Below are 22798 nucleotides of genomic sequence, written 5' to 3'. Positions count from 1 at the left end.
CCGCGCGTGCCGGCCGGGAAAATCCGGGAAAAACGGTTAATGCCACGTGGCGAAACAGTCGTCTCTTTTGCCGTGACCAATTTGAGATGACTCATCGAAATCCCCGACTGACAGGGCGCCGGCAGACGTCCTATTCTCTGAAAAACGTTTTCCAGATTGATCGGCGGAATCGGCCGTGCTCGACAAGTGCACCGCCGTCCGCCCCGGCGCCGGTCGCCGGTCAACGAACATCGTGCGGCGCGACGGGCGCGGCCGCGCATCGGAGACATTCATGCAATCTGCCGTCGTCGGCGCCGTGCGCGCTGCCGCCAGCCGCTACCGCTGGACCGTCTGTGCGCTGCTGTTTTTCGCGACCGTCATCAACTACATGGATCGGCAGATCCTCGGCCTGCTCGCGCCGATGCTCCAGCACGACATCGGCTGGAGCCAGGTGCAGTACGGCCGCATCGTGATGGCGTTTTCCGCGTTCTATGCGCTGGGCCTGCTCGGCTTCGGGCGCATCGTCGACCGGCTCGGCACGCGCATTTCGTACGCGCTGGCGATGCTGGTGTGGAGCATCGCCGCGATGTTGCACGCGGCGGTCGGCTCGGTGATGGGCTTCGCGTTCGTCCGCGCGCTGCTCGGCATTGGCGAGGGCGGCAACTTCCCGGCCGCGATCAAGACGACGGCCGAGTGGTTCCCGCGCCGCGAACGCGCGCTCGCCACCGGCATCTTCAACTCGGGCGCGAACATCGGCGCGGTGTTCGCACCGGCGATCATTCCCGCGATCGCAGTGGCCTACGGCTGGCGCGCGGCGTTCGTGATCATCGGTGCGATCGGCCTCGTGTGGCTTGCGGTGTGGCTCGTGCTCTATCGCCAGGCCGATACGCGTGCGCTGGCTGCCGAATACGACGAGCCGCGCGACGAAGCGGAGGCGCTCGACGCGGCGAACGCGAATGCCGGCGCACCGCGCTGGGGCGAACTGATCCGCAAGCGCGAGACGTGGGCGTTCCTGATCGGCAAGTTCCTGACCGATCCGGTGTGGTGGTTCTACCTGTTCTGGCTGCCGAAGTGGCTCAACGAATCGCGCGGGATGGACATGCAGCACATCGGCCTGCCGCTCGTCTGCATCTATGCGCTGACGACGGTCGGCAGCATCGGCGGCGGCTGGTTGTCGTCGATGCTGCTGCGCGCGGGCTGGAGCGTGAACGGCGCGCGCAAGACGGCGATGCTGATCTGCGCATGCTGCGTGCTGCCGATCGCGTTCGTGTCGCAAGTGCAGAGCCTGTGGGCCGCGGTGCTGATCGTCGGCCTCGCCGCCGCAGCACACCAGGGCTGGTCGGCGAACCTGTTCACGACGGCGTCCGACCTGTTCCCGCGCCGTGCGGTGGCATCGGTGGTCGGCATCGGCGGGATGGCCGGTTCGATCGGCGGCGTGCTGTTCTCGGAAGTGATCGGCCAGGTGCTGCAGCGTACGGGGCACTACTGGGTGCTGTTCGCGATCGGTGCGTCGGCCTACCTGATCGCGTTGGGCGTGATGCACATGCTCACGCCGAAGATGAAGCCTGCGCAACTCGACGCGTGACGGGGTGATCGCTAGATCCCGTCATCGCATGTCCGAAAACGAACGCGCCGCCCTCGGGCGGCGCGTTTTCTATTGAAGGCTCGAAGCGGGGAACTCAGCCGACCGCGGCCGTCGATGCGCGCATGATCAGCCGCGGCTCGAACGTCGAGTAGCTCGCATCGGTGCGGCCCGCGAGCGCGTCGATCAGCTTCTGCATCGCGAGCTCGCCCATGTTCTCGCTCTGGATGTCGACGGTGGTCAGCGCGGGCGCCGCGTATTCGCCGTACGGCACGTTGTCGATGCCCGCGACCGACACATCCTGCGGCAGCCGGAAGCCGAGCGACGCGGCTTCTTTCATGAAGCCGAGCGCGATCAGGTCGTTGTAGCAGATCACGGCCTGCGGGCGCTGCGGCCCGAGCATCACGCGCGAACACGCGCGCTCGCCGGCTTCAGCGGTCGGCGCATGTGCATCGTGCACGTCGAGCGTGAGCCCGGCTTCCGCAAGACAGTCGCGCGCGCCCTGGATCCGCTCGTCGTTCACGCGTGCGGTGCCGAAGCCGAGATACGCGATGCGCGTGTGGCCGAGATTGAGCAGGTGGCGCGCGAGCATGTAGGTCGACAGCCGGTTGTCGATGCCGACGCTCGGAATCGGCAGGCCGGGGCTGCGACGCAGCAGCACGAGCGGCTTGTTGAGATCGAGCATCCAGCCGGCTTCTTCATCGGGCATCCGCGTGCTGACGATCAGCCCGTCGACGCGCTGCGCGAGCGCCTCGATCAGCGAACGTTCGCGCGCCTGGCTCTCCTCGGTATCGACGAGCAGCAGCGTGTAGTCGTGCTGCAGCGCGACGCGGTTCGCGCCCTTCACCACGTTCGTGAAGTGCGGGTTGCTGATGTCGAGGATCACGAGGCCGATCGTGCGCGTGCGGCCGGTGATCATCGAGCGCGCGAGCGGGTTCGAACGGTAGCCGAGCCGCTCGATCGCCTCCTTGAGCCGTGCTTCGACGGTCGGCGAGAAGCGCTGCGTGCCGTTCACGTACTTCGATACCGTCGCGACCGACACGCCGGCTTCCGCCGCCACGTCGCGGATCGTCGGGGAAACTTTTTTCATTCGAAGGGTAACGTTTTCGTCCGATAACGCCGGATTGTGGCAGAAAAAGGGTGCACGCGGCCACGCGCCGATATCGGGAAAGTGCGGATGGCTGCGAACGGGTTCGACCATTGACGTTCGGCAGTGCGCCCGCGTATAGTTGGAAAACGTTTTCCGATTCAGTCAGATTTCAGTCAGATTCAAGGAGACTCGATGAACGCCTCATCCACCGGCGCGCGTAAACCATTCGGGCGCCTGCTGCTGACGGGCGCGGCCGGCAACCTCGGCCGCCAGTTGCGCGGCGCGCTTGCCGACTGGGCCGACGTCGTACGCGTCAGCGACATCGCGACGCTCGGCGACACCGCCCCGCATGAAGAAACCCGCGTCGTCGACCTGGCCGACCGGGCAGCGGTAATGCAGCTGGTCGACGGCGTGGACGCGATCGTCCACCTCGGCGGCATTTCGGTCGACGCGCCGTTCGACGATCTCGTCGGCGCGAACATCACCGGCACGTACAACCTGTACGAAGCCGCGCGCAAGCATGGCGTGAAGCGCGTCGTGTTCGCGAGCTCGAACCATGCGATCGGCTTCCATCCGGTCACGGAAGTGCTCGACGCCGATTCGCCGCTGCGCCCCGACAGCCTGTACGGTGTGACGAAGTGCTTCGGCGAATCGCTGTCGCGCTACTACTTCGACCGTTTCGGGATCGAGACCGTATGCCTGCGGATCGGCTCATCGTTCGAAGTGCCAAAGAATCCGCGCATGCTCGTGACGTTCCTCAGCTATCGCGACTTCATCGAGCTGGTGCGCTGCTCGCTGCTGACGAACCGCGTCGGGCACGCGATCGTGTACGGCGCATCGGACAACCCGGTGAAGTGGTGGGACAACACGAAGGCCGGCTTCCTCGGCTTCCGTCCGCGCGACAGCTCCGAGCAGTTCGCCGGGCTGTTCCCGGTGTCGGCGCCGACTGCCGACTACGACGATCCCGCGCAGCGGTTCCAGGGCGGCGGGTTCGTCGTCGGCGAGCCGATGGAGCGCAACGCGTCGTAAGCGTCGCCGGCGTCGCGGCTCAGCGCAGGATGTCGGTCGCCCTGTGCCGCTCGTCGACGCCGTCGATCAGGATCAGCGGGCCGCTCGCGTGCTGCGCGCGCAGCGGCTGGATCTGCTGGTACGCATCCGATTCGTACCACGCGCGCGCGGTGTCGAGATCGGGAAACGCGATCGCGATCAGGTCGCCGTGCCACACGCCTTCGCGTACTTCCGGCCGTGCGCCGTGAATCACGAAATGGCCGTCATACGGCGCGAGCGTGCCGTCGATGCGTTCGAGGTATTCGACGATGTCGTCGCCCATCTCGACGTCGTGCAGGTGGGCGATGGCGTAGGCGGTCATGGCGGGCTCCTTGGCGTGATGCGGTTCGTGCGTCGGTGGAGCCATGATCGCGGCGCGGGCGGCGCGGGTCGATTACCTGGGACGTAAGCAAATCGCAACGCAGTCCCGCCTTGCCAGCCGGCCGCGGGTCGGTAAGAATGCGGCGAGACCACACGCGGCCAGGCGTCGATGCGCCCGGTACGCGTGACGACAATCGAACCAGCACGGCGGCCGCCCCGGCGCGTTCGCCCGATCACCACGCCACGCTATCCGCCATGATCCGGCGCGCTTCCCGCCATCCGCTCGCGATCGCCGCGATCGTCCTGATGCTGCTGCTCGGTGTCACGCACCTGGTCGTCGTCCAGCTCGACGCGCGTGCTCGCGCAGCCGCCGACCTGAAGTTCGGCGAATTCGTCACCGATACGAGCAACAAGATCCAGGTTCAACTGCTGCGCTACGTGGACGTGCTGTCCGGCGTGCGCGGGCTGTGGTCGGTCGTCGGCGAGCCGACGCAGCAGCAGTTCACCGACTACGTCGCGTCGCTGCATCTGGCGCGGCGCTTCCCCGCGCTGCAGATGATCAACTACTGCGACTACGTGGCGACCGCGGACACGCGTCAATACGAGCAGACGATGCGCGTGCGGCTGGGGAAGCCCGACTTCAAGGTGTTTCCCGCGAGCACGCCGCATCCGTTCCGGGCGGTCCTGCGCTACAACATGCCTTACACCGCGATCTACATCGGGCGCGACGTTGCCGTGAACTTCGGCTGGAACGTCGCGGAAGAGACGAACCGGACGGGCGAGCCCTATACGTCCGGCGTCGGCGTCACGCAGCTCGATGGACACGCGGGCCCGGGCCTCGGGATCCGTCTCGCCGTGTATCGCGGCGGCGAGGTGCCGCCCCCCGCCGAGCGCCTGTCGCGCGCGATCGGGTCTGCCGGCATCTTCGTCGACGTGCGCACGCTGATTCGCGAGGCGATGCCCGACGACGACTGGCAGTTCGTGTCGCTGCGGCTCCATACGGTGGCGAAGCCCGGCGAAGTGGCCGACGTGCGGCGCCGCGGGCTGTTCGCTTACGACAACGACGCGCTGTCCGGCAAGCCGACGATGACGGAGCGCCGCACGTTCGTGGTCGCCGGCCGGCCGTTCGTGCTCGACATCGCGGTGCCGGCCGGTCACTTCCAGGACGTGATCGGCCGCCATCTCCGTGCGATCGGCTATGCGCTCGGCAGCGCGATCAGCCTGGCCAGTGCGTTCATCATCTACCTGCTGCTCGTGTCGCAGCGTCGGCTGTCCGACACCGTCACACAGCAGTCGGTGTCGCTCGCGAGCACGCAGCACCAGGTGTCGACGCTGCTCGACGCGCAGCTGCGCGCCGAGCGCGAGCTCACGCGGCAGGGCGAGCGGGAGCGCCAGCAGATCGGCCGCGAGCTGCACGACGATCTCGGCCAGAAACTGACCGGTGCGTCGCTGATGCTGAGCACGCTTGCCCAATCGCGCCGTGACGGCGCGGACGACTCGCAGCAGGTGATCGACAAGGTGTCGGCGATCGTCGAGGACGGAATCGAGACGATCCGCACGCTGTCGCGCGGGCTGTCGCCGTTCGACGGCTCGCCGCACGATCTCGCGGCCGCGCTGCGCGAACTGTGCGGCGACGTCGATCGCATTGCCGCCGGCGGCTGTCACCTGAGCGTCGAGTACGATACCGAGCTGTTGTCGCCGGACGCGTCGCTGCACCTGTACCGGATCGTGCAGGAATCGATCTCGAACGCGCTGCGGCACGGGCGTGCGACGCGGATCGAAGTCGCGCTGCGCGACTTCGACGGCCGGGTCGCGTTGTCGATCCACGACAACGGCACCGGTTTCGCGCCGGGCGTCGATCCGGCCGCGCAGCCGGCATCGCGCCTCGGGCTGCGCAGCATCCGCTCGCGCGCGCAATTGCTCGGCCTGCAGGCGCGTTTCCTGACCAACGAAACCGGCGGCATGACCGTCGAAGTGAACTGACCGATGAACCCGACCCTCGTGCTCGTCGACGATCATCCGATCGTTCGCGAAGGCCTCGCGACGTTGCTGCATTCGGTGCCCGGCTACCAGGTGGTCGCGCAGGCCGGCAACGAACGCGACGGCCTGGACGCCGTGCGCACGCACCGGCCCGACATCGCGGTGATCGACCTGATGCTCGGCGACACGCTTGCGCTGCGGCTGATCGAGACGATCGCGCACACGTATCCCGACACGGCGGTCGTCTGCATCTCGATGCACTCGGATGCCGCGTATGCGGAACCGGCCGCGCTGGCAGGTGCGCTCGGCTACGTGAACAAGGCGAACGTGAGCCGCACGATCCTCGACGCGATCGACTCGGTGCTGCGCGGCGTGCCGTATTTCCCGCCGGAAGTGCAGCAGAACCTGCTGCGCCGCGCGCGCGGCCAGGCTGCGAAGCCGACCACGCCGCTCGCCGCGCTGTCGCCGCGCGAGATCGAGATCCTGCGGATGATCGGCGAAGGGCTGACGAAGCAGCAGATCGCCGAGCGGATCGGTCACAGTGCAAACACGGTCGAAGCGCATCGCACCAACATCAAGCGCAAGCTCGGCCTCGACAACAACGCCGAACTGATCCGCTTCTCCGCGCTGAACCTCTCGCCCGCACCCACCCGCTGAACCGCGAAGCGGGGCCCCCTCGCTCACGGGTTGATGGCGACATCGATCCGCCGAGCGATTGTCCGGCCCGCGCGCCGGCCCTACGATCCCGATCACTACGACAACAACACCGCGGGGTCTTCATGCCATTCCGACTTTTACCCGACAGGCCCGGCACGGCCGGCCTGTTCCCGGACCCACGCGACCTGACGGCCTGAACGTAGCGGTCGCGCGCACGGCAAGTGCCTGCCGCCGCGCGTGCCGCTGTCGTTCGCGCATCGCTTGCCGGCGCCGACGTCGTCGCGCCCGGCTCGTCGTTCACACCCTTTCACAACCACAAGAGCGAGACCACGATGAAACACCAGACCCTGGCCGGCCTGCTCGCCGGCACGACCCTGCTCGGCGCGCTGGCCGGATGCGGCGGCGGCGACAGCAGCACGCCGTCGTCGAACAACGGCGGCAACGGCAACGTGACGACGACGCTGAGCGGCACGGTCGCGACCGGCGCGCCGCTCGGCAACGCGACGATCACGGCGTATCAAGCGGACGGCAGCGAGTGCGGTTCGGCCGTGAGCGCGGCGGACGGCACCTACGTGATGCACAACATCCACTGCACGTCGCCATTCCTGATCGAGGCGCAGACGGCCGACGGGCTGCTCGTGTCGCCGTACGTCGGCTCGGGCATCGTGTCGAACATGAACGTGACGCCACTCACGACCGGCATCTTCTTCGGCACGATCGCGAAGAGCGGCATCACGCGCACGCTGACCGATTCGCTGCAGACGCTCGATGACGCGCAGCTCAAGGGCTATTACGCGAACGTCACGGCCGACCTGCAGACGATGTTCCCGCCGTCCGCATATGGCGTCGACTGGACGAGCACCGATCCCGTCACGACGCCGTTCCAGGCGAACCACCAGCTCGTCGACGCCGTGCTCGACCACCTCGGGCTGATCCGCCCGACGGCCGATAACCCGTCCGTGACTTACGTGAATACCAGCACGAGCCAGAAGTTCTCGACGACGGCATCGGACACCGGCGGCGCGGCGGCGGTCAGCGGCGTGACGGCGCAGGCGCCGCTCGCGTCGTCGATCGCGCCGGTGAACACGACGGTCGGTTATCTCGACTTCAACTACGGGCAGCCGCTCGCATCGACGACGAGCCTGCGCGGGTCGATTCTCGATTCGGGCCCGTCGGCGGTGTCCGGCGGCGGGATCGCGGGCACGGTGTCGTTCGGCAGCCCGCAGGTGGCGTCGGCGTTCACGAGCGTCGGCGGCAACTACACGTGGGGTTCGAATATCGCGGCGGCCAATGGGTTCGATGCGAGCGCAACCGATTTCAACCTGCCGGCTGTTGCGATGCTGTGCCAGTCGATGGCGGGGCAGGGCGCGGGTGCGTCGAACCTGAAGTCGACCGACGTGCTGGTGCCCGTTGACGCGGTGCCGGTGACGCAGGCGTCCGACCTCGTCGGCGTGTCGTTCACGCGCTACTACGAAGATTGCCTGCAGGGCGGCACGAGCCCCGCGACGACGACCGGCAACTACCTGTCGTTCGACGGGCAGGGCGGCGCGACCTTCGTCGTCGCGAACGGCGGCTCGACGCCGCAGACGATCACGGTGCCGTCCACTCAGGTGACGGGGGCGCTGACGGGCACGCCGCTCGTGTCGCTCGGCGGGCAGCCGGGCAACACCGTGTTGTCGGCATATCGTTACCAGACGGCGTACGGGATGACGCGCTACGTGCTGGTCGAGCGCGGCAGCGCGGGCGCATCGTCCGCGTATGTGGGGATCTGGCTGCAGTAAGCGGTGGCGCGTCGACCGGCGAGGCTAACGACATCCGCATGCCGCGCGGGTCGATCTGCGCGGCGTGCGGGTGCCTTGCCGCATCGCCATCAATGCTGCTTGCTGCAAGCCGGATCGGTATCGCGCCGCTCGGCCGAATCGCACCAGTAACTCGGCCGCCACGCTTCGAACGAGACGGCTTTCGCGGCATTGGCGCGCGTGACACGCACCGGGTCGGCTTTCAGCGCATCGCCGTTCGGGTCGTCGGTGGGCCGCCAGTTCCGCATCACTTCCCGATGGAACACCCAGGTGCGATGCGCGGCGTCGTAGCGGAACGTCACGCGGTCGCGCCAGTGGCTCGGCCCGGCGAAGACACCCTGTTCGACCGTGAAGGTGCGCGGCTCGATCGTGAGCGCGTTCTCGGCGACGCCATCGAGATACGGGTCGCCCATCCCGCCTTCGTCGGCCTTCATGATCACGGTGTCGTTGCGCGCCGCGAGCCGGTAGTGGCCGTCTTTGCCCGGCACGAAGATCATCAGCGGACGCGGCGACGCGTGGCGCATCGAATCGTCGGGCTGATGCGCGACGACGACATAGCCGATGCGCGCGCCGTCGGTCAGGTGCCCCGACGCGACATCCAGCGCTGCGTACCCTGCGGGAATCTGCGCGACGATGTCGGCCGGAAGGTCGGGGGTGTCGGGACACGCGGACGACGCGGGCGTGTCGCCGCACGTCGCGGCGAAGGTGCTGCCGATGCCGAACGTCAGCAATGCAGCGACGATGAATCCTTTGATGCGGGGGATCGTCATGCGGATCGGGTCATGAGATGAAGTCGCGCCGCGGAAGCCGGCGCGCACGCGCCGTCTCGTCTCGCCGCCGCGCGGGTGGGTTGTTTGTCAGGTGACGCAGTGTAACCAGTCATGCGCGCTTGCGCGTCGGCCGCGGGATCGGCACGGGCGTCGGTGCCGATGCCCGCGCTTCGTCGGCTTGCGCACACAGCCGGTCGAGCATCCGTTGCGCGGCTTCCGCGCAATCCTCGCCCGCCGGCTTGTTCTCGATCTCGTCGATCAGCACCTCCAGATGTTGCCGGTTCTGCGCGAGACGCTGTTCGAGCAGCACGATTTCGTCGACCTTGTGCCGTAGCGCGACCAGCAGTTCGTCGCGCGGCCACGCGCCGAGATCGGGCGGCAACACCGCGCGGATTTCGTCGAGCGCAAAACCCGCGCGCTGCGCGCGGTCGATGATCGCGAGCCGCGTCAACGCTTCCGACCCGTATTCCCGATAGCCGTTGGCCTGCCGACGGGCCGGTTCGAGCAGGCCGCTCGCTTCGTAGAAGCGGATGCGGGACGCCGCGAGGCCGCTCGCCTTCGCCAGTTCACCGATTTTCATGCCGTGCTCCAAAAGGGCTTGACCTTAAAGTTGACTTTAAAGTTATCGTTGGGCATCGTCAATCGAGGGTGCCCTCCATGAACCTGTTTACACCGCTGACACTGCCCAACGGGGCGGTGATTCCGAACCGTCTGGCCAAGGCCGCGATGGAAGAGAACATGGCCGATGCGAATCACGCACCGTCCGACGCGTTGCTGCGCCTGTACCAGGCGTGGGCCGACGGCCAGGTTGGCCTGATCCTGACCGGCAACGTGATGGTGGACGGCCGCGCGATGACGGGGCCGAACGGCGTCGTGCTCGAGAGCGACGCGCATCTCGACCGCTTCCGCCGCTGGGCGCAGGTGGCGCGCTCGGGCGGCGCGCACGTGTGGATGCAGATCAATCACCCTGGGCGCCAGATGCAGGCGGCGCTCGGCCAGACGACGCTCGCGCCGTCGGCGGTGCCGCTCGCGCTCGGTGCGCTGTCGAAGCAGTTCCCGGTGCCGAAGGAGATGACGCCGGCCGATATCGCCGACGTGAAGCAGCGCTTCGTGCGCGCGGCCCAACTCGCGGAGCAGAGCGGTTTCACCGGCGTGGAGATTCACGCGGCGCACGGCTATCTGCTGAGCCAGTTCCTGTCGCCGCTGACGAACCGCCGGCAGGATCAGTGGGGCGGCAGCATCGAGAATCGCGCACGCCTGCTGCTCGATATCGTGCGGGACGTGCGCGCGACGGTGTCGCCGGAATTCGCGGTCGCGGTCAAGCTGAACTCGGCCGATTTCCAGCGCGGCGGCTTCAGCGCGGACGATGCGAAGCGCGTGGTCGAACTGCTGAATCCGCTTGGCGTCGATCTCGTCGAACTGTCGGGCGGCAGCTATGAAGTGCCGGCGATGCAGGGCGAGGCGCGCGACGGGCGCACGCTGGCCCGCGAAGCGTACTTCCTCGAATTCGCGCGCGACATCACGGCCGTCGCACGGATGCCGCTGATGGTCACGGGCGGCATCCGGCGTCGCGTGGTGGCCGAGCAGGTGGTCGACAGCGGCGTGGCGATGGTCGGCATCGCGACCGCGCTGTCGATCGAGCCGAACCTGCCGCGCGACTGGCGGGCCGGCAAGGACAGCGCGCCGGTGCTGGAACCGATCCGCTGGAAGAACAAGGCGCTCGGCGCGCTGGCCAACATGGCCGTCGTCAAGTTCCAGCTCACGCGGCTCAGCGAAGGCCGGCGCACGCACCCGCAGGTGTCGCCGCTGCGCGCGCTGGTCAGGCAGCAACTGGCCGCGCAGTGCCAGACGCGGCGCTACCGGAAGTGGATGGCGGGGCGCGTGGCGGGCTCGCGTGCGTGACATGCGTGGGCGGGGCTGAATCGACGGTCCCGCGCTGATCGGCCCGCCGCCTGGCGGGTCGCTTCAAGGCTTGACCCTTTCGGATTGCTTTCCGAAATATCGAGCCTGTTTACTGCATTATTCAGGCGCCTGAGCGCGATTTCAGCGTGGCATAATCCACCACCTTCATCGCATTCCTTCCTCGTCGCGCGTCATGCACGTCGCCCGTTTCCGCAAGCCCGGCAGCCTGATCGGATTGATCGCAATCCTGATGATGGCGCTCGCCCCTGCGGTCTCGCAGATGATGGCGTCGCGTCACCGGCTCGTCGATGCGCTGGCCGTCTATTGCACGGCAAGTGTCGACGAAGCGGTGGTCGCGCACGACGACGGCAAGCCCGCGCATGGCGTCAAGGCGCACTGGCATGCTTGTCCTTATTGCAGCTTCGTTGCGCACGCTGTCGCGTTGCCGGGCCAGGCCGTTGCATTCGCCGTTCCACGCGCGGATTCACAGGGGCCGGTCGTGTCGGCATCGATTCCGGCGCGTGTCCATCTCGTCCATACCGTCGCGCAATCGCGCGCGCCTCCCGCGTTCTCCTGAGTTCGTCTGATCTTTCTGCCTGACCCGCCGCCGTTTCGCGACCGAATCGGGCGGCCGTTCGTCGCGCACGTGCGCGACGGCATCGAACGACAACCGGAGAACACACAACATGCCCCGCTTCAACCAACGGCACGCGCCCCGCGCATGTGCCGCGCTGCTGGCCGCCATCGCCGGCCTGTCCCATGCGTCTTTCGCGAACGCACACGCCGTGGTCGGCGATCGCGTCTTTCCCGCGACGATGACCGTGGACGACCCCGGCGTCGGCGACGAATTCGACACGCAGTTCGGCCACATCAAGACCTCCGACGACAGCGGCAACACCCTCAACGTCAATACCGTGTCGTACGAGTGGGACAAGCTGATCACGAAGAACCTCGCGTTCAGCGTCGCCAGCCAGTACGTGTCGCAGAACGCGCCGGACGGCGGCTCGGCGAAGGGCTGGGACAACGTGACGCTCGGCGTGAAGTACCTCGCGTACACGAACGCACAGCATGAATTCATGGCGTCGGTCGGCCTGAAAACCGAGATCGGCGGCACCGGCGCGAAATCGATCGCGAACGCGTATTCGACGTTCACGCCGACCGTTTATGTCGGCAAGGGCTTCGGCGATCTGCCCGCGTCGCTCGGCTATCTGCGCCCGCTCGCGCTCACGGCCGAACTCGGGCCGAACCTGACCACCGCGTCGTCCGACCAGGGGCCGAACTCGCTCGGCTGGGGCATGACGCTGCAGTACAGCATCCCGTACCTGCAGCAGCAGGTGAAGAACCTCGGCCTGCCGCAGCCGCTCAGCAACATGGTGTTCGTCGTCGAGGCGCCGATGAGCACCTGCACGGCGGGCGCATGTTCGGGCCAGACGACCGGGACGATCAACCCCGGTGTGCTGTGGCTCAACCGCTATGGGCAATTCGGCGTCGAGGCGCAGATTCCGGTCAATCGCGCGAGCGGCAATCACGTCGGCGTGATCTTCGATGCGCATCTGTATTTCGACGACCTGTTCCCCGGCTCGCTCGGCAAGCCGCTGTTCTGATCGAAGGAGAAACGCGATGAACCGATTGACCACACTGCGCATGACCGCCGCCGCGCTACTGCTCGCCGGCGCCCAGTTCGCGCATGCCCATGCGTTTCCGACACATCAGGTGCCGTCCGCGGGGGAAACCGTGACCGGCTCGCCGAAGACAGTCGCGATCGATTTCGACGACGGGCTCGAACCCGCGTTCAGCTCGATCGCCGTGACCGATGCGCAGGGTCACGCCGTCACGAACGGCAAGGCCGAAGTCGACGCGTCGAACCGCAAGCACATGTCCGTCGCGCTGAACCCGTTGACGCCGGGCGTCTACTCGGTGGCGTGGGTAGCCGTCGCGCTCGACGGCCACCGCACGCAGGGGCACTACGCGTTCACGGTGAAGTGACGCTCACCGCCCGCGTCCGCGCCCGCCGCCATGCATGCACGCCGGTGGCGGGTGCGGTGCGCGTCATTGCGCCGCGTCAGAACCGGTAGTTCGCCACCACTTCGAGCCGACGGTCGTTGCCGAGCAGGTACTGCGTCTCGTTGTAGTACGCGGACTGCACGAAGCGGCGGTTGAACACGTTGTACGCGCGTGCGGTGATCGTCGTGTCCTTGCGCGGCTTCCACGCGAGGCCGAGGTCGACGGTGGTGTACGACGGCATCACGAGCTGGTTCGCGGTGTCGGCGAAACGCTTGCCGACGTACTTGACGCCCGCGATGCCCGTCCAGTCCGGCGCGAAGTGCCAGCTCACCCACAGGTTCGCGAGCCGCTGCGGCACCGACACCGGCACGTTGCCCGCGCGCGAGACGGTCGTGCCGCCGGACGTCTGCTGGAAGTCGTCGTATTTCGCGCGCAGGACCGACACGTTCGCGTCGACGCGCCAGTCCTTCGCGATCTCCGCGCCGACCGTCGCCTCGAGCCCGCGCGACGACTGCTGGCCGATCTGGATCGACTGGTTCGGGTTCAGCGGATCGGCCGTGAGGAGATTGCTCTTGACGATCCGGTACGCGGCGAGCGTCCATTCCGCCTTGCCGCCGAGGAACGACTGCTTCACGCCGATCTCGATCTGCCGGCCGGTCGCGAGCGTGAAGTTGGCCTTCGACGCATTCAGCGACAGCAGCGAGCTGATCGGGTCGGCCGCGACCGAATACTGGCCGTACACGGCGAGACCGGGCTGCACGTCGTACACGGTGCCGATGCGCCAGCCGGTGTTCGCGAACACCTTCGTGAACGCGCCGCCGTTCACGAGATCGTCGCGGTTCACGCTCGCGTGGTCGTAGCGCAGCCCGCCGATCACCGACCAGCGCGGCGTGATTTCCAGCCGGTTCTCGGCGAACAGCGCGTACTGGTTCGCCTGGCTGCGGTACTTCGGATAGGTGCCGGCCGTGTTGATGAAACTGCCCGGATCGAAGTTGAACGGATCGACCGTCGACGTGCCCGAATACGGCGAGTTGTTGTCGTGCTGGAACGTCGTGTGATTGAACTCGAAGCCCGTCGAGAATGTGTTGCGCATGCCGAGCAGTGCGGTGGTGACGGTGGCCGCCGTCACATTGCCGTACTGCTCCTGGTCGTGGAAGATCTCCGTGAAGCTGCTGCGACGCACTTGCGCGGTCGACGGCAGGTACGTGTAGTACTCGGCGTCCTTCCAGTGACGGTTGCTCTTCATCCGGTACAGCGTGCTCGTCACGTTCAGGCTGTCGCTCGGCTGCCAGTTCGCCGACACCGTCGCCCAGCTGTCGCGGAACGCGATGTCGCTGTCGCCGACGTTGTAGTTCTTCTTGTCGAGCGCGCGATCGCGCGCGCCGTTCACGAGCGGCACGCCGAAATACTGCATCGGATGCTGGAAGCCCTGCGCATACGATGCCGTCACGTACAGGTCGGATGTCACGTCGTAGCGCAGCGCGCCGGAGATCGACAGGTTGCGCGAATTGCCGCGGTCGACCCAGCCCGACGAGCGGTTGCCGCTGATGTCGAAGCGGTACGACAGCTTGTCGTTGATCGCGCCGCCGCTGCCGAACGCGACCCGCGCGGTGCCCTCGGTGCCGCCGCCCACTTGCAGCTCGTTCTGGATCGCGCCGCGGGTCGGCTTCTTCGGCACGATGTTGACGACGCCGCCGATCGCGCCTTCGCCGTAGATCACCGAAGCGGGGCCGCGCAGCACGTCGATATGATCGACCGACCACGTGTCGAACGGAAACGTGATGCCGATCGCGCCGTACGGGCGCACGCCGTCATAGAGCTGCGTGACCGACGACGCGCCGACGAAGCCGCGCGCGCCGAGCTCCGAGCCGCCGTTGCCGGGATGCGGTGACGCGCTGATGCCGGCGGCGCGGCTCACCGCGTCGACGATCGCGCTGTCGCCGCGCGTGTCGAGCGTCTTGCGATCGATCTGCTCGACGCTCGCGGGCGTTTCGAGCGAAGTCAGGCCGAGACGGCTGCCGGTATCGAGCGGTTGCGTGAGCGGCGTCGCCTTCTGTGCGTTGACGCGAATCGGCGCAAGCGTGGTGCCGGTGTGCTTGACGTCGCTTTCCTGGGCTTGCCCGGCGGGCGAGAAGGCTGCGAGCAAGGCGGCGGGCAGCATCAATCTGAACTTCATGTTTCGATATCCTTTGAATCTGCTTAATGCGGTGTTGCTTGAAAGGCGGCGCATCAGAACGCGTACCGCATGCCGGCGAACACGCTGCGTCCTTCACCCGGATAGAAGATCGCGGTGTTCGCGGTGCGCGCATCCGCGACCGTGCTGATGTCGCTCACATAGCGCTTGTTGGTCAGGTTGCGCGCGTCGACGAATAGCGACAGCCCGTTGCGGAAGTCGTAGCCGGCCTGCAGCCCGAGCAGCGTGTAGCTCGGCACGCGCAGCGTGTTCGCATCGTCGGCCCACGCGCCCGACGGCACCCAGTCGAGCGTCGCCGCGATGTGGAAGCCGCTCGGCCGCGCGTACCCCAGCGTCGCGCGCAGCACGTTCAGCGGCACGCCCGCGATCCGGTTGTTGCCGTACTGCGGATCGTTCTTGAAGCGGAAGTCGTTCAGGTTCCAGATGCCCGACAGCGTGACCTTGTCGCCCGCGCCGCGCCCGGTGACGTTGCGCAGCAACTCGACCGATGCGCCGGCCTCGATCCCCTGCAACACCGTCTTGTTCGCGTTGAATGTCGACGCCGGCACATCCGGGTTCGTCGTGTACTGCAGCAACTGGTCGCGCACGAGCGAGCGATAAGCGGTCACGTCCCAGCTCACGCGCTCGCGCGAGCCGCGCGTGCCGAACTCGATCGTCCACGCGTGCTGCGCCGCGAGCGGCGTGAAGCGTGTCGTGTTCGAGAAGGTTTGCGTGAGGTCGGTGAAGTCGGGCACGTCCTGGCTGCGTGTGATGTCGACGTAGGCCTGGGTGTTCGCGTCCGGCTGCCACAGCAGCCCGAGCTTCGGATTGACGCCGCTGTAGCTCGCGTTCGTCGACTTGTAGTTCGGGCTGCGCGGCAGCCCGCCGTTGTCGATGTACTCGCGCACCGAATGCAGCACCTTCACGCCCGTCATCAGCGCGACGGTCGGTACGAAGAACAGCCGGTTCTCGACATACGCCTCGTAGTTGAACGCCGTCTGCGTCGAGTCGAGCGTTTGCGCGCCCTTGTTGCCGTTGACGTTCACGTACTGGTTCGCCTGCGTGCGGCCGCCGAAGAAGCGCGCACCGACGATCAGGTCGTTGCGCATCCCGCCGAGCGTCAGGTGGCCCGTGTAGCGCGGCGCGAAGCCGTAGGTCCAGCCGTCCTGGTCGAGCGCCTGGAAGATCGGGTGATAGAGGCTCTTGTGGATCGCCCACGTGTCGAACTGCAGTTCGCCCGAATCGAGCTTCACGGTCGTGCGGTTCGCGATCCGCTCGGTGCGCGTGTTGCGCGCCTGATCGCCCGACATCGCGTTCGGTGCGGCCTTGGTCGGATTGTTCAGCGCGTCGGACAGCGACAGCGTGCCCGGCAGCAACTGGTCGACGACGTACACGCCGACGTAGAAGCGCGTCTCGACCGTCGGGCTGAACCGGTAGCCGACGTTCGCGTTGAACTGCTCGTATTGCCCCTTCGAATGATCGCGATAGCCGTCCGCGTGATTGACGCTGAAGTTCGCGAGGAAGTCGAGCGGGCCGAGCACGCGCGAGATCTGCGCACTCGTGCGCACCGTGCCGTAGCTGCCGCCTTCCACGCGCAGGATGTTCGGCGCGTCGGCGGTATGGGCGGTCGGCGTGATGAAGTCGATCGCGCCGCCGAGTGTCGACGCCCCGTACGCGAGGCCGTTGCCGCCCTTGTAGACCTGCACCGCCTGCAGCGCGAGCGGATCGATCTGGTAGTAGTCGCCGCTGCCGTCCGCGAGGTTGGTCGGGATGCCGTCCTGCAGGATCTCGAGGCCGCGCGTGTGGTACGAGCGGGCAATCCCCGAGCCGCGGATCGACAGCCGCAGCTCCTGGCCGTAGCGGTTCTCGACGAACACGCCGGGCACGTCCTTCAGCACGTCGCGCAGCGTGAAGGCGTAGGTGTTCCGGTAGCTGTCGGCATCGACGAAGCCCACGGAGCCGACCGTCTGTTCGAGCGTGCGTTTCAGGCTACCGGTCGATTTCGATGTGAGCGAGTCCGGCACGCGGGTTGCGTTGACGTTGATTGCAGGCAGCGTCGACGCGGCCGGTGCGTCGGCGCCTTGTGCGCATGCGGCCGACGCGAAGAGAACGGAGATCGCGCCGGACAGCGCGGCGGCAATACGGGTCGAGGTAAACATGTCGTTGTATGTATGGTTATGGTGACGATGACGAAACGGACACGATGCGCGCCATGCACGGCGCCGGCCGCCGCGCGTGGTCACGCGCGCGGGCTCGGCATCGGGCACCGGCAGGGCGGGCAGGCGAAGCGGACGGCGCGGCGCGGTGTGCGGCGGCGCGGTCGCGCGGTGCGTCAGGCGCGGGCGGGAGGCGGCCCGCGCGCGGCGAGCGCGTAGCGCTTCGACGGGTGGCGGACGGAGGGGATCGGTGGCGCGGGCGGCGCATGCCGCACGGCCGGGGAGGCGGAGAGGAACACCGCGTACTGCAGCGGCGGATGGCCGGCAAGCAGGCCGCAATAGCCGCAGCGGTCGAAATGCTTGTCAGACGGCGAATCGGCTGGAGAAGCGGACGGCGCGGGCGATTCCGCGTGCGCCACGAGCGTATTGCCGGTTGCCGAGCAGATCGGCGCGGCCGGCAGGCCGTCATCGGGTGCGGCTGCGCGCAGTTGCGAGATCAGCGGCGCGACGAGCGCGAGCACGAGCGCGAACAGCCCGAGCCACGCCGTGGCTCGGGCCTGGAGCGTCGGCGCGTGTCGCGCGCCGGCGCGCGATGAATCAGGCCGCCGCGCGTGCCGCACGGCCGAACAGCAGACGATCGATCAACCAGACCGCGACGATCGTCGCGCCCATCAGCGGGAAGACGATGCCGAGCAGCACGAGCCCCGCGATCCAGCCGCGCATCGGCGGCGCGCCGCGTTCGCGCGACGGCGCGCCCAGCTTGCGAGCCGGGCGACGCTTCCACCACATCACGGTGCCCGTGACGGCCATCGCGGCGAGCCCGAGCGACAGCACCGCGCAGATGATCTGGTTCGCGAGCCCGAAGTAGCGGCCCATGTGCAGCGACGTGCCGTACGACACGGCGCGCGATACCGCGCCGTAGTCGTCGTAGCGGATGTCCTTCAGCACGGCCCCGCTGTACTGGTCGATGTAGATCGTCCGCTCGGCTTGCGGGTCGTCCGGGAAGTACGACGCGGTGAACACGCCGTCCGCGCCGGACGGCAGCGCGAGCGTGTAGCCGTTCGTCACGCCGAGGCCCGCGACGATCGCGATCGCGCGGGCCAGCGGCAGCGGTGCCGGCGTCGGCGCCGACGGCGAATGCGGGACGGGCACGTTGCCGACCGCCCACGGCGTTTGCGGCAACGGCAGGTCGTCCATCACCATCCCCGGCATCGACTCGCCGGATTCGTGGTGATGGCCGGCCGGCGCGGCGGCCTCGGCAGGTGCGGGCGCCGCGGCGGCACCCGGGCGCGTCGAGCGCACCGATCCGCCGCCCCAGGCACCTTCCGGTGCGCCGAGGTTGACGGTCGCGGCCAGCGCCTTGAAGTTCTTGCCCCACGAGCCCGACCACGGCAGCCCCGTCAGGATGAACGCGACCGTGCCGGCCGCGAGCCAGATGCCGGCCGTCGCGTGGAGGTTTTTCCACAGCGGCCGGCCGCGCAGCGACAGGTCGGGGCGCAGGGCCTGCCCGACGCGTGCCGCGCCGCGCGGCCACCACAGCGCGATGCCGGTGCCGATCATCACGAAGGTCCAGCATGCGGCCAGCTCCATCAGCAACTCGCCCGTCTTGCCGAGCAGCAGCTTGCGATGCAGCATCCGGTCGATCTGCATGAAGCGGTTCTCGACGCTCAGCGTGCCCAGCACACTGCCGTCGTACGGGTTCACGTACACGCTCTCGCGGCTGCCGTCGCGCAGCCGGAACACGTATTCGGCGCTGCGGTCCGGCGCGGTCGAGACCTGCACGGACACCGGCGTCGCGCCGGCCGGCATCGCGGTGCGCGCGCTCGCGAGCAGCGCGTCGGCATCGAGTCGCGGTGTGGCGCGCGGCTCGACGACCAGCCGGTGCGGATACAGCAGCGGCTCGATCTGCGGCTGGAAGCAATAGAGCGTTCCGGTGATCGCGAGGACCACCAGGAACGGCATGACGAACAGGCCGGCATAGAAGTGCCAGCGCCAGAGCGTCCGGTAACCGGCGTGGGCGGATTGGGCGGGCGAGATCGCCCGTTCGACGGTGGTCGACATGGTGTCAGCTCCTCGTGTTCGTTGAGCGGCCACGCCGGTGCGAGCCGGCGGACGTCAACGCGCGTTGCGCCCGCCGGCCGGCATCGACGAAACGGGCGGCGCGGCGTCATGCGCAGAAGCGGCGCATGACGGCGTCGCCCGCGCGAGGCGGGCAGGCGGGTGAACGCTTGAATCAGGTCGTGTGAGACGAACGGCATGCGGGCCCGCGCACGTCGACGTGCACGAGCCGCTGGGCGGAACCGTCAGCAGAACAGGGGAGGCGCGCGGGAGGGTGGGCGATCGTCGAAGATCGATCGCACGATGGGGATACGGTCGAAGTGAATCCGGAAGCGGCGCGGCGCGGCGGCGGGAAACAGCAGCACCAGCAGCACGAACGACGCCAGCGCCGTGAACAGCGCGGCACCGAATGCGCACAGGCTGTCGCCGCTGCCGGACGATGCCGTGTTGTCGGCATGCCCGTCATGCTTGAGCGCATCGGCGAGCGCGAGCGCATCGTTGGCCGGTGTGATCGGCGCGCCGGCATCGAAACGGGCGGCGAGTGCGGCCACGTTGACGATCAGCGGGCCGCGGCCCGAACACAGCACCACCGAGCCCGCATCCGGACCGTCCGGATCGAGCATCACGGCGCCCGACATCAGCGCGCGGGACAGCAGCGTCACGAGGAGGAACCCCCACAGAAGCTGTCGCGCGACGCCTTGCCGGAGCAGGAAGCGGCGAAGTGCGTTCATGGCGCGCGATTGTACCTCCGTTTGCGGGGAGGAGCCGGCCGCCACGCTGATGTGCGGCATCAGCGCGGCGTGCTGCCGGACGCGGATGGCGCGCCCGAGCGCGGCTATTCGGAACCGAACGATCCGCTGCCGGGCGGCGCGTTCGCCGGGCCATACGACCAGGTGCCGTCCGCGCGGGCGGTCAGCACGTTGCCCGAGCGCCGGTCGTACAGATGCCACTGCTCGTCGGCCGGGTCGTCGCCGTATGGCCAGGTCGTCAGCTTGCCGCCGAGGTCGAAATCGAACGCCCACGAACCCGGTTGCGCACAGGGCGTGACCGACTGCAGGATCTGCCCGTCGAGCCGTTGCGCGGCGGCCGCGATGTCGCCGGATCGGGATTCGCTGTGCGCGAGCTCGTGACCGTCGAGCGCGATCGACCAATGGCAGTAGCAGATCCACAGATGCCCGTTGCCGGCCACCGTCACGTGCCGCGACGCGAGCCGGTCCCGCGCCGTCGCGGACAGGCCGGGCGAGCCGGCGAGCGGCTCCCTGACATGCAGCGCGGGTTGCCCGAATTCGAACGTGAGAAAGCTGCCCTGGCCTTTCGTCACGGACCAGGCAGGGGTTTCGCAGATGGCCGGCCAGATCTGGTCGAAGTCGACAGCGTTCACGGCGTGCGTCTCTCTTCGGCGAAACCGGCGTCGGCATCGTCCGCGCTGTCGTCAGCGTCGGCCAGCAGATCGGACAGGTCGGCCGGCGACAAGCGACGCATCGTCCGCTCGACGTCGTGATCGTAGCGGCGATCGTTCGGGTCGAGATGCTTCTGCGCCTTGCGGCCGTAGCGTTTCACGAACACGCCGAGTGCGCCGGCCAGTCGGGATTTCCGGTTCCTGGGGATCATGCGGCGAGGTCATCGGGCATGCGCGCGCCGCGAATCGGGAAGGGCCGCCGTGGCCGTGCGTGACGCCCGCGGCAGCCGATGCATTGCGCCGGCTCAGGCCGGATACGCATCGTCGACTTTCAGGTTCGCGAGCCGGAACAGCGTGCGCAGCGTCTGCGGATGAATGTCGCGGTGCGCGGCGAGCGACGTCAGCATGAAGTCGAGCACCTTCGCGTAGCGCAGCAGCACGAGGCAGCGCGCGAGATCGGGCGTGTGGCCGCGCATGTCCTCGGCGAGGTGAACCATTTCGGTGGACAACGAGCGTGCCATCTCGAGTTCCATCTGCTGTTTTTCGGTCCAGTCGGGCAACGGCTGTTCGAGCAGCTTCGCGAGAAAGAGCTGGAACGACGTGTCGGACGAATTGGGCAGCGCATCCATGAAGGGCCTCGTAACTTGCTCGGATCGTTCGGGCGTATCCGGTGGATGCGCCCGAGGGTGGGTTCGTGTTCGCGCGGTGACCGGCGCGGTTGTTACCCGAACGGAATGCAGGTTCCGTACCAGCCCCGCGAGACGATTGTTGAGTATTGTTGAGCGGCGCTGCGACGCGGGGCGGCGAGTCCCGCCGGTGCTGGGTGGGGGCGGTGATCGAGGCCGCCATCTACATGCGCGATGTAACGACGACCGGATACCCGGGGCGGCTCGCCGAGGCGAAATGCTTCACGGATGTAACGTAACGCCCGTTTAAATCACGTGACACGTTTCCGCGACGAACCACGCGACCCGCGGCGGCCCGTGCATTCCGCCTGCGCCTGCGAGGCGTTCGGCCGGCCGGACGCGGTGCGACAGGACCTTCGCCCCGGGGCGGCGGGCGCCGTCCGCGAATGTGACGGGTGTTTCAAATCCGAGACGGATTTGCCCGCGGCGACCCGGTTGCGCGCGCTGTCCAACTGGCCCAGCGAATTGTCGGCCAATTGTGCATGGGCAGACGGCGCGCATTTGCCAACAATCCCCTGATCATCCCTGCGAGGTTCGACATGAGCGTCCACGCCTTCTTCTCGGCCAACCTGCTGCTGGCCTACACGGCCTATTTCATTGGCACCGCCAGCCCCGGGCCGAGCAATCTCGCGATCATGTCGGTCGCCGCGAACCAGGGCCGCAAGGCGGCGCTCGCGTTCGCGCTCGGCGTCATTTCCGGGTCGATGTTCTGGGCGACGGTGGCGGCGCTCGGCGTGTCGGCCGCGCTGCTGGCGTGGTCGAAGCTGCTGGTCGCGATCAAGCTCTTCGGCGGGCTGTACCTGCTGTGGCTCGCGTTCAAGTCGGGGCGCACGGCGTGGTCGGGCAAGGCGGCGTCGTCGCTGAACGCGGCGGGCGAGCAGCGGCTGTCGCGCTTCTATGGTCGCGGCGCGATGCTGCACCTGACCAATCCCAAAGCGATCCTCGTGTGGGTGTCGATCGTCGCGCTGTCGTCGAACGGCGCGGGCGCGTCGCACGGCGCCGTCGTGCCGGGCTGCCTCGTGATCGGGAGCCTGGTATTCGGCGGCTATGCACTCGTATTCTCGATGGACGGTGCGCGCCGGCTCTACGTGCGCGGCCGTCGTGCGATGGAAGCGTGTCTCGCCGTCGTGTTCGGCGTGGCCGGGATCCGGCTGCTGGTGTCGAACGTGTGAGGCGGCACGCCCGCGCATCTAGC

22 protein-coding genes are annotated in these 22798 nt (G+C 67.8%); 10 read left to right on the top strand and 12 right to left on the bottom strand.

Annotation, left to right across the window (positions count from 1 at the left end):
• Positions 1 to 271 precede the first annotated feature (271 nt).
• Positions 272 to 1564 carry an MFS transporter gene (locus BCEP18194_RS36310; RefSeq protein ID WP_011356309.1) on the top strand — a complete coding sequence of 431 codons (1293 nt, stop codon included), beginning with the start codon at positions 272 to 274 and terminating at the stop codon, positions 1562 to 1564.
• A 94-nt stretch (positions 1565 to 1658) separates the two neighbouring features.
• Here BCEP18194_RS36310 and BCEP18194_RS36305 read toward each other — a convergent pair whose 3' ends face one another.
• Positions 1659 to 2762 carry a LacI family DNA-binding transcriptional regulator gene (locus BCEP18194_RS36305; RefSeq protein ID WP_041493393.1) on the bottom strand — a complete coding sequence of 368 codons (1104 nt, stop codon included), beginning with the start codon at positions 2760 to 2762 and terminating at the stop codon, positions 1659 to 1661.
• An 81-nt stretch (positions 2763 to 2843) separates the two neighbouring features.
• Between BCEP18194_RS36305 and BCEP18194_RS36300 the strand changes: the two genes are divergently transcribed.
• Positions 2844 to 3680, top strand: coding sequence for an NAD-dependent epimerase/dehydratase family protein (locus BCEP18194_RS36300; RefSeq protein WP_011356307.1), 837 nt, complete (start codon positions 2844 to 2846; stop codon positions 3678 to 3680).
• 19 nt (positions 3681 to 3699) lie between these two features.
• Here the strand turns inward: BCEP18194_RS36300 and BCEP18194_RS36295 are convergent, their stop codons facing one another.
• Complete coding sequence (locus BCEP18194_RS36295) at positions 3700 to 4020, bottom strand: DUF1330 domain-containing protein (RefSeq protein WP_011356306.1); 321 nt, start codon at positions 4018 to 4020, stop codon at positions 3700 to 3702.
• 254 nt (positions 4021 to 4274) lie between these two features.
• On the opposite strand from BCEP18194_RS36295, the gene BCEP18194_RS36290 reads away from it, so the two are divergent.
• The 3 genes from BCEP18194_RS36290 to BCEP18194_RS36280 all read left to right on the top strand — a co-directional run bounded on the left by BCEP18194_RS36290 (position 4275) and on the right by BCEP18194_RS36280 (position 8437).
• On the top strand, positions 4275 to 6002 hold the full coding sequence (locus tag BCEP18194_RS36290) for a sensor histidine kinase (protein WP_041493392.1): 1728 nt from the start codon (positions 4275 to 4277) through the stop codon (positions 6000 to 6002).
• Between the two features lie 3 nt (positions 6003 to 6005).
• On the top strand, positions 6006 to 6656 hold the full coding sequence (locus BCEP18194_RS36285; RefSeq protein ID WP_011356304.1) for a response regulator: 651 nt from the start codon (positions 6006 to 6008) through the stop codon (positions 6654 to 6656).
• Positions 6657 to 6988: 332 nt separating this feature from the next.
• Positions 6989 to 8437: a hypothetical protein gene (locus BCEP18194_RS36280; RefSeq protein ID WP_157687390.1), complete on the top strand. Its 1449-nt coding sequence runs from the start codon at positions 6989 to 6991 to the stop codon at positions 8435 to 8437.
• A gap of 89 nt (positions 8438 to 8526) precedes the next feature.
• On the opposite strand, the gene BCEP18194_RS36275 is transcribed toward BCEP18194_RS36280, so the two are convergent.
• Together BCEP18194_RS36275 and BCEP18194_RS36270 are read right to left on the bottom strand one after the other, a co-directional pair.
• The gene (locus BCEP18194_RS36275; protein WP_011356302.1) at positions 8527 to 9225 is read right to left on the bottom strand and encodes a hypothetical protein; all 699 of its coding nucleotides are present in this window, start codon (positions 9223 to 9225) and stop codon (positions 8527 to 8529) included.
• Between the two features lie 109 nt (positions 9226 to 9334).
• Entirely contained in the window at positions 9335 to 9805 is a 471-nt protein-coding gene (locus BCEP18194_RS36270; RefSeq protein ID WP_011356301.1) for a MerR family transcriptional regulator, read from the bottom strand.
• Positions 9806 to 9882: 77 nt separating this feature from the next.
• Here BCEP18194_RS36270 and BCEP18194_RS36265 point away from each other — a divergent pair, with 77 nt between their 5' ends.
• The 4 genes from BCEP18194_RS36265 (at position 9883) to BCEP18194_RS36250 (ending at position 13113) form a co-directional block, all read left to right on the top strand.
• Positions 9883 to 11127, top strand: a complete 1245-nt coding sequence (locus BCEP18194_RS36265; protein ID WP_011356300.1) for an NADH:flavin oxidoreductase/NADH oxidase family protein — start codon at positions 9883 to 9885, stop codon at positions 11125 to 11127.
• A gap of 193 nt (positions 11128 to 11320) precedes the next feature.
• Positions 11321 to 11704, top strand: a complete 384-nt coding sequence (locus tag BCEP18194_RS36260) for a DUF2946 domain-containing protein (RefSeq protein ID WP_011356299.1) — start codon at positions 11321 to 11323, stop codon at positions 11702 to 11704.
• A gap of 109 nt (positions 11705 to 11813) precedes the next feature.
• On the top strand, positions 11814 to 12731 hold the full coding sequence (locus BCEP18194_RS36255; protein ID WP_011356298.1) for a hypothetical protein: 918 nt from the start codon (positions 11814 to 11816) through the stop codon (positions 12729 to 12731).
• 16 nt (positions 12732 to 12747) lie between these two features.
• The gene (locus BCEP18194_RS36250; RefSeq protein ID WP_011356297.1) at positions 12748 to 13113 is read left to right on the top strand and encodes a copper resistance CopC family protein; all 366 of its coding nucleotides are present in this window, start codon (positions 12748 to 12750) and stop codon (positions 13111 to 13113) included.
• A gap of 76 nt (positions 13114 to 13189) precedes the next feature.
• Here the strand turns inward: BCEP18194_RS36250 and BCEP18194_RS36245 are convergent, their stop codons facing one another.
• From BCEP18194_RS36245 to BCEP18194_RS36210, 8 genes are all read right to left on the bottom strand, one after another.
• Positions 13190 to 15307, bottom strand: coding sequence for a TonB-dependent receptor (locus tag BCEP18194_RS36245; protein WP_011356296.1), 2118 nt, complete (start codon positions 15305 to 15307; stop codon positions 13190 to 13192).
• Between the two features lie 53 nt (positions 15308 to 15360).
• Positions 15361 to 17463 (bottom strand): TonB-dependent receptor family protein, encoded by a 2103-nt coding sequence (locus BCEP18194_RS36240; protein ID WP_011356295.1) that lies wholly within the window; start codon positions 17461 to 17463, stop codon positions 15361 to 15363.
• A 173-nt stretch (positions 17464 to 17636) separates the two neighbouring features.
• Positions 17637 to 18080, bottom strand: a complete 444-nt coding sequence (locus tag BCEP18194_RS38900) for a DUF2946 domain-containing protein (protein ID WP_011356294.1) — start codon at positions 18078 to 18080, stop codon at positions 17637 to 17639.
• Complete coding sequence (locus tag BCEP18194_RS36230; RefSeq protein WP_011356293.1) at positions 18058 to 19521, bottom strand: PepSY-associated TM helix domain-containing protein; 1464 nt, start codon at positions 19519 to 19521, stop codon at positions 18058 to 18060. Before BCEP18194_RS36230 ends, BCEP18194_RS38900 begins: the two co-directional genes overlap by 23 nt.
• A gap of 242 nt (positions 19522 to 19763) precedes the next feature.
• Positions 19764 to 20249 carry a hypothetical protein gene (locus BCEP18194_RS36225; protein WP_041493391.1) on the bottom strand — a complete coding sequence of 162 codons (486 nt, stop codon included), beginning with the start codon at positions 20247 to 20249 and terminating at the stop codon, positions 19764 to 19766.
• 104 nt (positions 20250 to 20353) lie between these two features.
• Positions 20354 to 20899, bottom strand: a complete 546-nt coding sequence (locus BCEP18194_RS36220) for a hypothetical protein (RefSeq protein WP_011356291.1) — start codon at positions 20897 to 20899, stop codon at positions 20354 to 20356.
• Positions 20896 to 21129, bottom strand: a complete 234-nt coding sequence (locus BCEP18194_RS36215) for a hypothetical protein (RefSeq protein ID WP_011356290.1) — start codon at positions 21127 to 21129, stop codon at positions 20896 to 20898. The genes BCEP18194_RS36220 and BCEP18194_RS36215 overlap by 4 nt, the downstream gene beginning before the upstream one ends.
• Positions 21130 to 21222: 93 nt before the next feature.
• The gene (locus BCEP18194_RS36210) at positions 21223 to 21546 is read right to left on the bottom strand and encodes a hypothetical protein (protein ID WP_011356289.1); all 324 of its coding nucleotides are present in this window, start codon (positions 21544 to 21546) and stop codon (positions 21223 to 21225) included.
• Positions 21547 to 22142: 596 nt separating this feature from the next.
• On the opposite strand from BCEP18194_RS36210, the gene BCEP18194_RS36205 reads away from it, so the two are divergent.
• The gene (locus BCEP18194_RS36205; protein ID WP_011356288.1) at positions 22143 to 22775 is read left to right on the top strand and encodes a LysE family translocator; all 633 of its coding nucleotides are present in this window, start codon (positions 22143 to 22145) and stop codon (positions 22773 to 22775) included.
• Positions 22776 to 22798: the final 23 nt, after the last annotated feature.

This window comes from Burkholderia lata, from assembly GCF_000012945.1.
GTDB lineage: Bacteria > Pseudomonadota > Gammaproteobacteria > Burkholderiales > Burkholderiaceae > Burkholderia > Burkholderia lata.
This window is presented reverse-complemented; position numbering and strand designations above follow the sequence as displayed.

Excerpts from the sequence above, each read along its gene's own strand:
- BCEP18194_RS36310 (WP_011356309.1), top strand. The coding sequence starts at position 272 with ATGCAATCTGCCGTCGTCGGCGCCGTGCGCGCTGCCGCCAGCCGCTAC.
- BCEP18194_RS36305 (WP_041493393.1), bottom strand. The coding sequence starts at position 2,762 with ATGGTCGAACCCGTTCGCAGCCATCCGCACTTTCCCGATATCGGCGCG.
- BCEP18194_RS36300 (WP_011356307.1), top strand. The coding sequence starts at position 2,844 with ATGAACGCCTCATCCACCGGCGCGCGTAAACCATTCGGGCGCCTGCTG.
- BCEP18194_RS36295 (WP_011356306.1), bottom strand. The coding sequence starts at position 4,020 with ATGACCGCCTACGCCATCGCCCACCTGCACGACGTCGAGATGGGCGAC.
- BCEP18194_RS36290 (WP_041493392.1), top strand. The coding sequence starts at position 4,275 with ATGATCCGGCGCGCTTCCCGCCATCCGCTCGCGATCGCCGCGATCGTC.
- BCEP18194_RS36285 (WP_011356304.1), top strand. The coding sequence starts at position 6,006 with ATGAACCCGACCCTCGTGCTCGTCGACGATCATCCGATCGTTCGCGAA.
- BCEP18194_RS36280 (WP_157687390.1), top strand. The coding sequence starts at position 6,989 with ATGAAACACCAGACCCTGGCCGGCCTGCTCGCCGGCACGACCCTGCTC.
- BCEP18194_RS36275 (WP_011356302.1), bottom strand. The coding sequence starts at position 9,225 with ATGACGATCCCCCGCATCAAAGGATTCATCGTCGCTGCATTGCTGACG.
- BCEP18194_RS36270 (WP_011356301.1), bottom strand. The coding sequence starts at position 9,805 with ATGAAAATCGGTGAACTGGCGAAGGCGAGCGGCCTCGCGGCGTCCCGC.
- BCEP18194_RS36265 (WP_011356300.1), top strand. The coding sequence starts at position 9,883 with ATGAACCTGTTTACACCGCTGACACTGCCCAACGGGGCGGTGATTCCG.
- BCEP18194_RS36260 (WP_011356299.1), top strand. The coding sequence starts at position 11,321 with ATGCACGTCGCCCGTTTCCGCAAGCCCGGCAGCCTGATCGGATTGATC.
- BCEP18194_RS36255 (WP_011356298.1), top strand. The coding sequence starts at position 11,814 with ATGCCCCGCTTCAACCAACGGCACGCGCCCCGCGCATGTGCCGCGCTG.
- BCEP18194_RS36250 (WP_011356297.1), top strand. The coding sequence starts at position 12,748 with ATGAACCGATTGACCACACTGCGCATGACCGCCGCCGCGCTACTGCTC.
- BCEP18194_RS36245 (WP_011356296.1), bottom strand. The coding sequence starts at position 15,307 with ATGAAGTTCAGATTGATGCTGCCCGCCGCCTTGCTCGCAGCCTTCTCG.
- BCEP18194_RS36240 (WP_011356295.1), bottom strand. The coding sequence starts at position 17,463 with ATGTTTACCTCGACCCGTATTGCCGCCGCGCTGTCCGGCGCGATCTCC.
- BCEP18194_RS36230 (WP_011356293.1), bottom strand. The coding sequence starts at position 19,521 with ATGTCGACCACCGTCGAACGGGCGATCTCGCCCGCCCAATCCGCCCAC.
- BCEP18194_RS36225 (WP_041493391.1), bottom strand. The coding sequence starts at position 20,249 with ATGAACGCACTTCGCCGCTTCCTGCTCCGGCAAGGCGTCGCGCGACAG.
- BCEP18194_RS36215 (WP_011356290.1), bottom strand. The coding sequence starts at position 21,129 with ATGATCCCCAGGAACCGGAAATCCCGACTGGCCGGCGCACTCGGCGTG.
- BCEP18194_RS36210 (WP_011356289.1), bottom strand. The coding sequence starts at position 21,546 with ATGGATGCGCTGCCCAATTCGTCCGACACGTCGTTCCAGCTCTTTCTC.
- BCEP18194_RS36205 (WP_011356288.1), top strand. The coding sequence starts at position 22,143 with ATGAGCGTCCACGCCTTCTTCTCGGCCAACCTGCTGCTGGCCTACACG.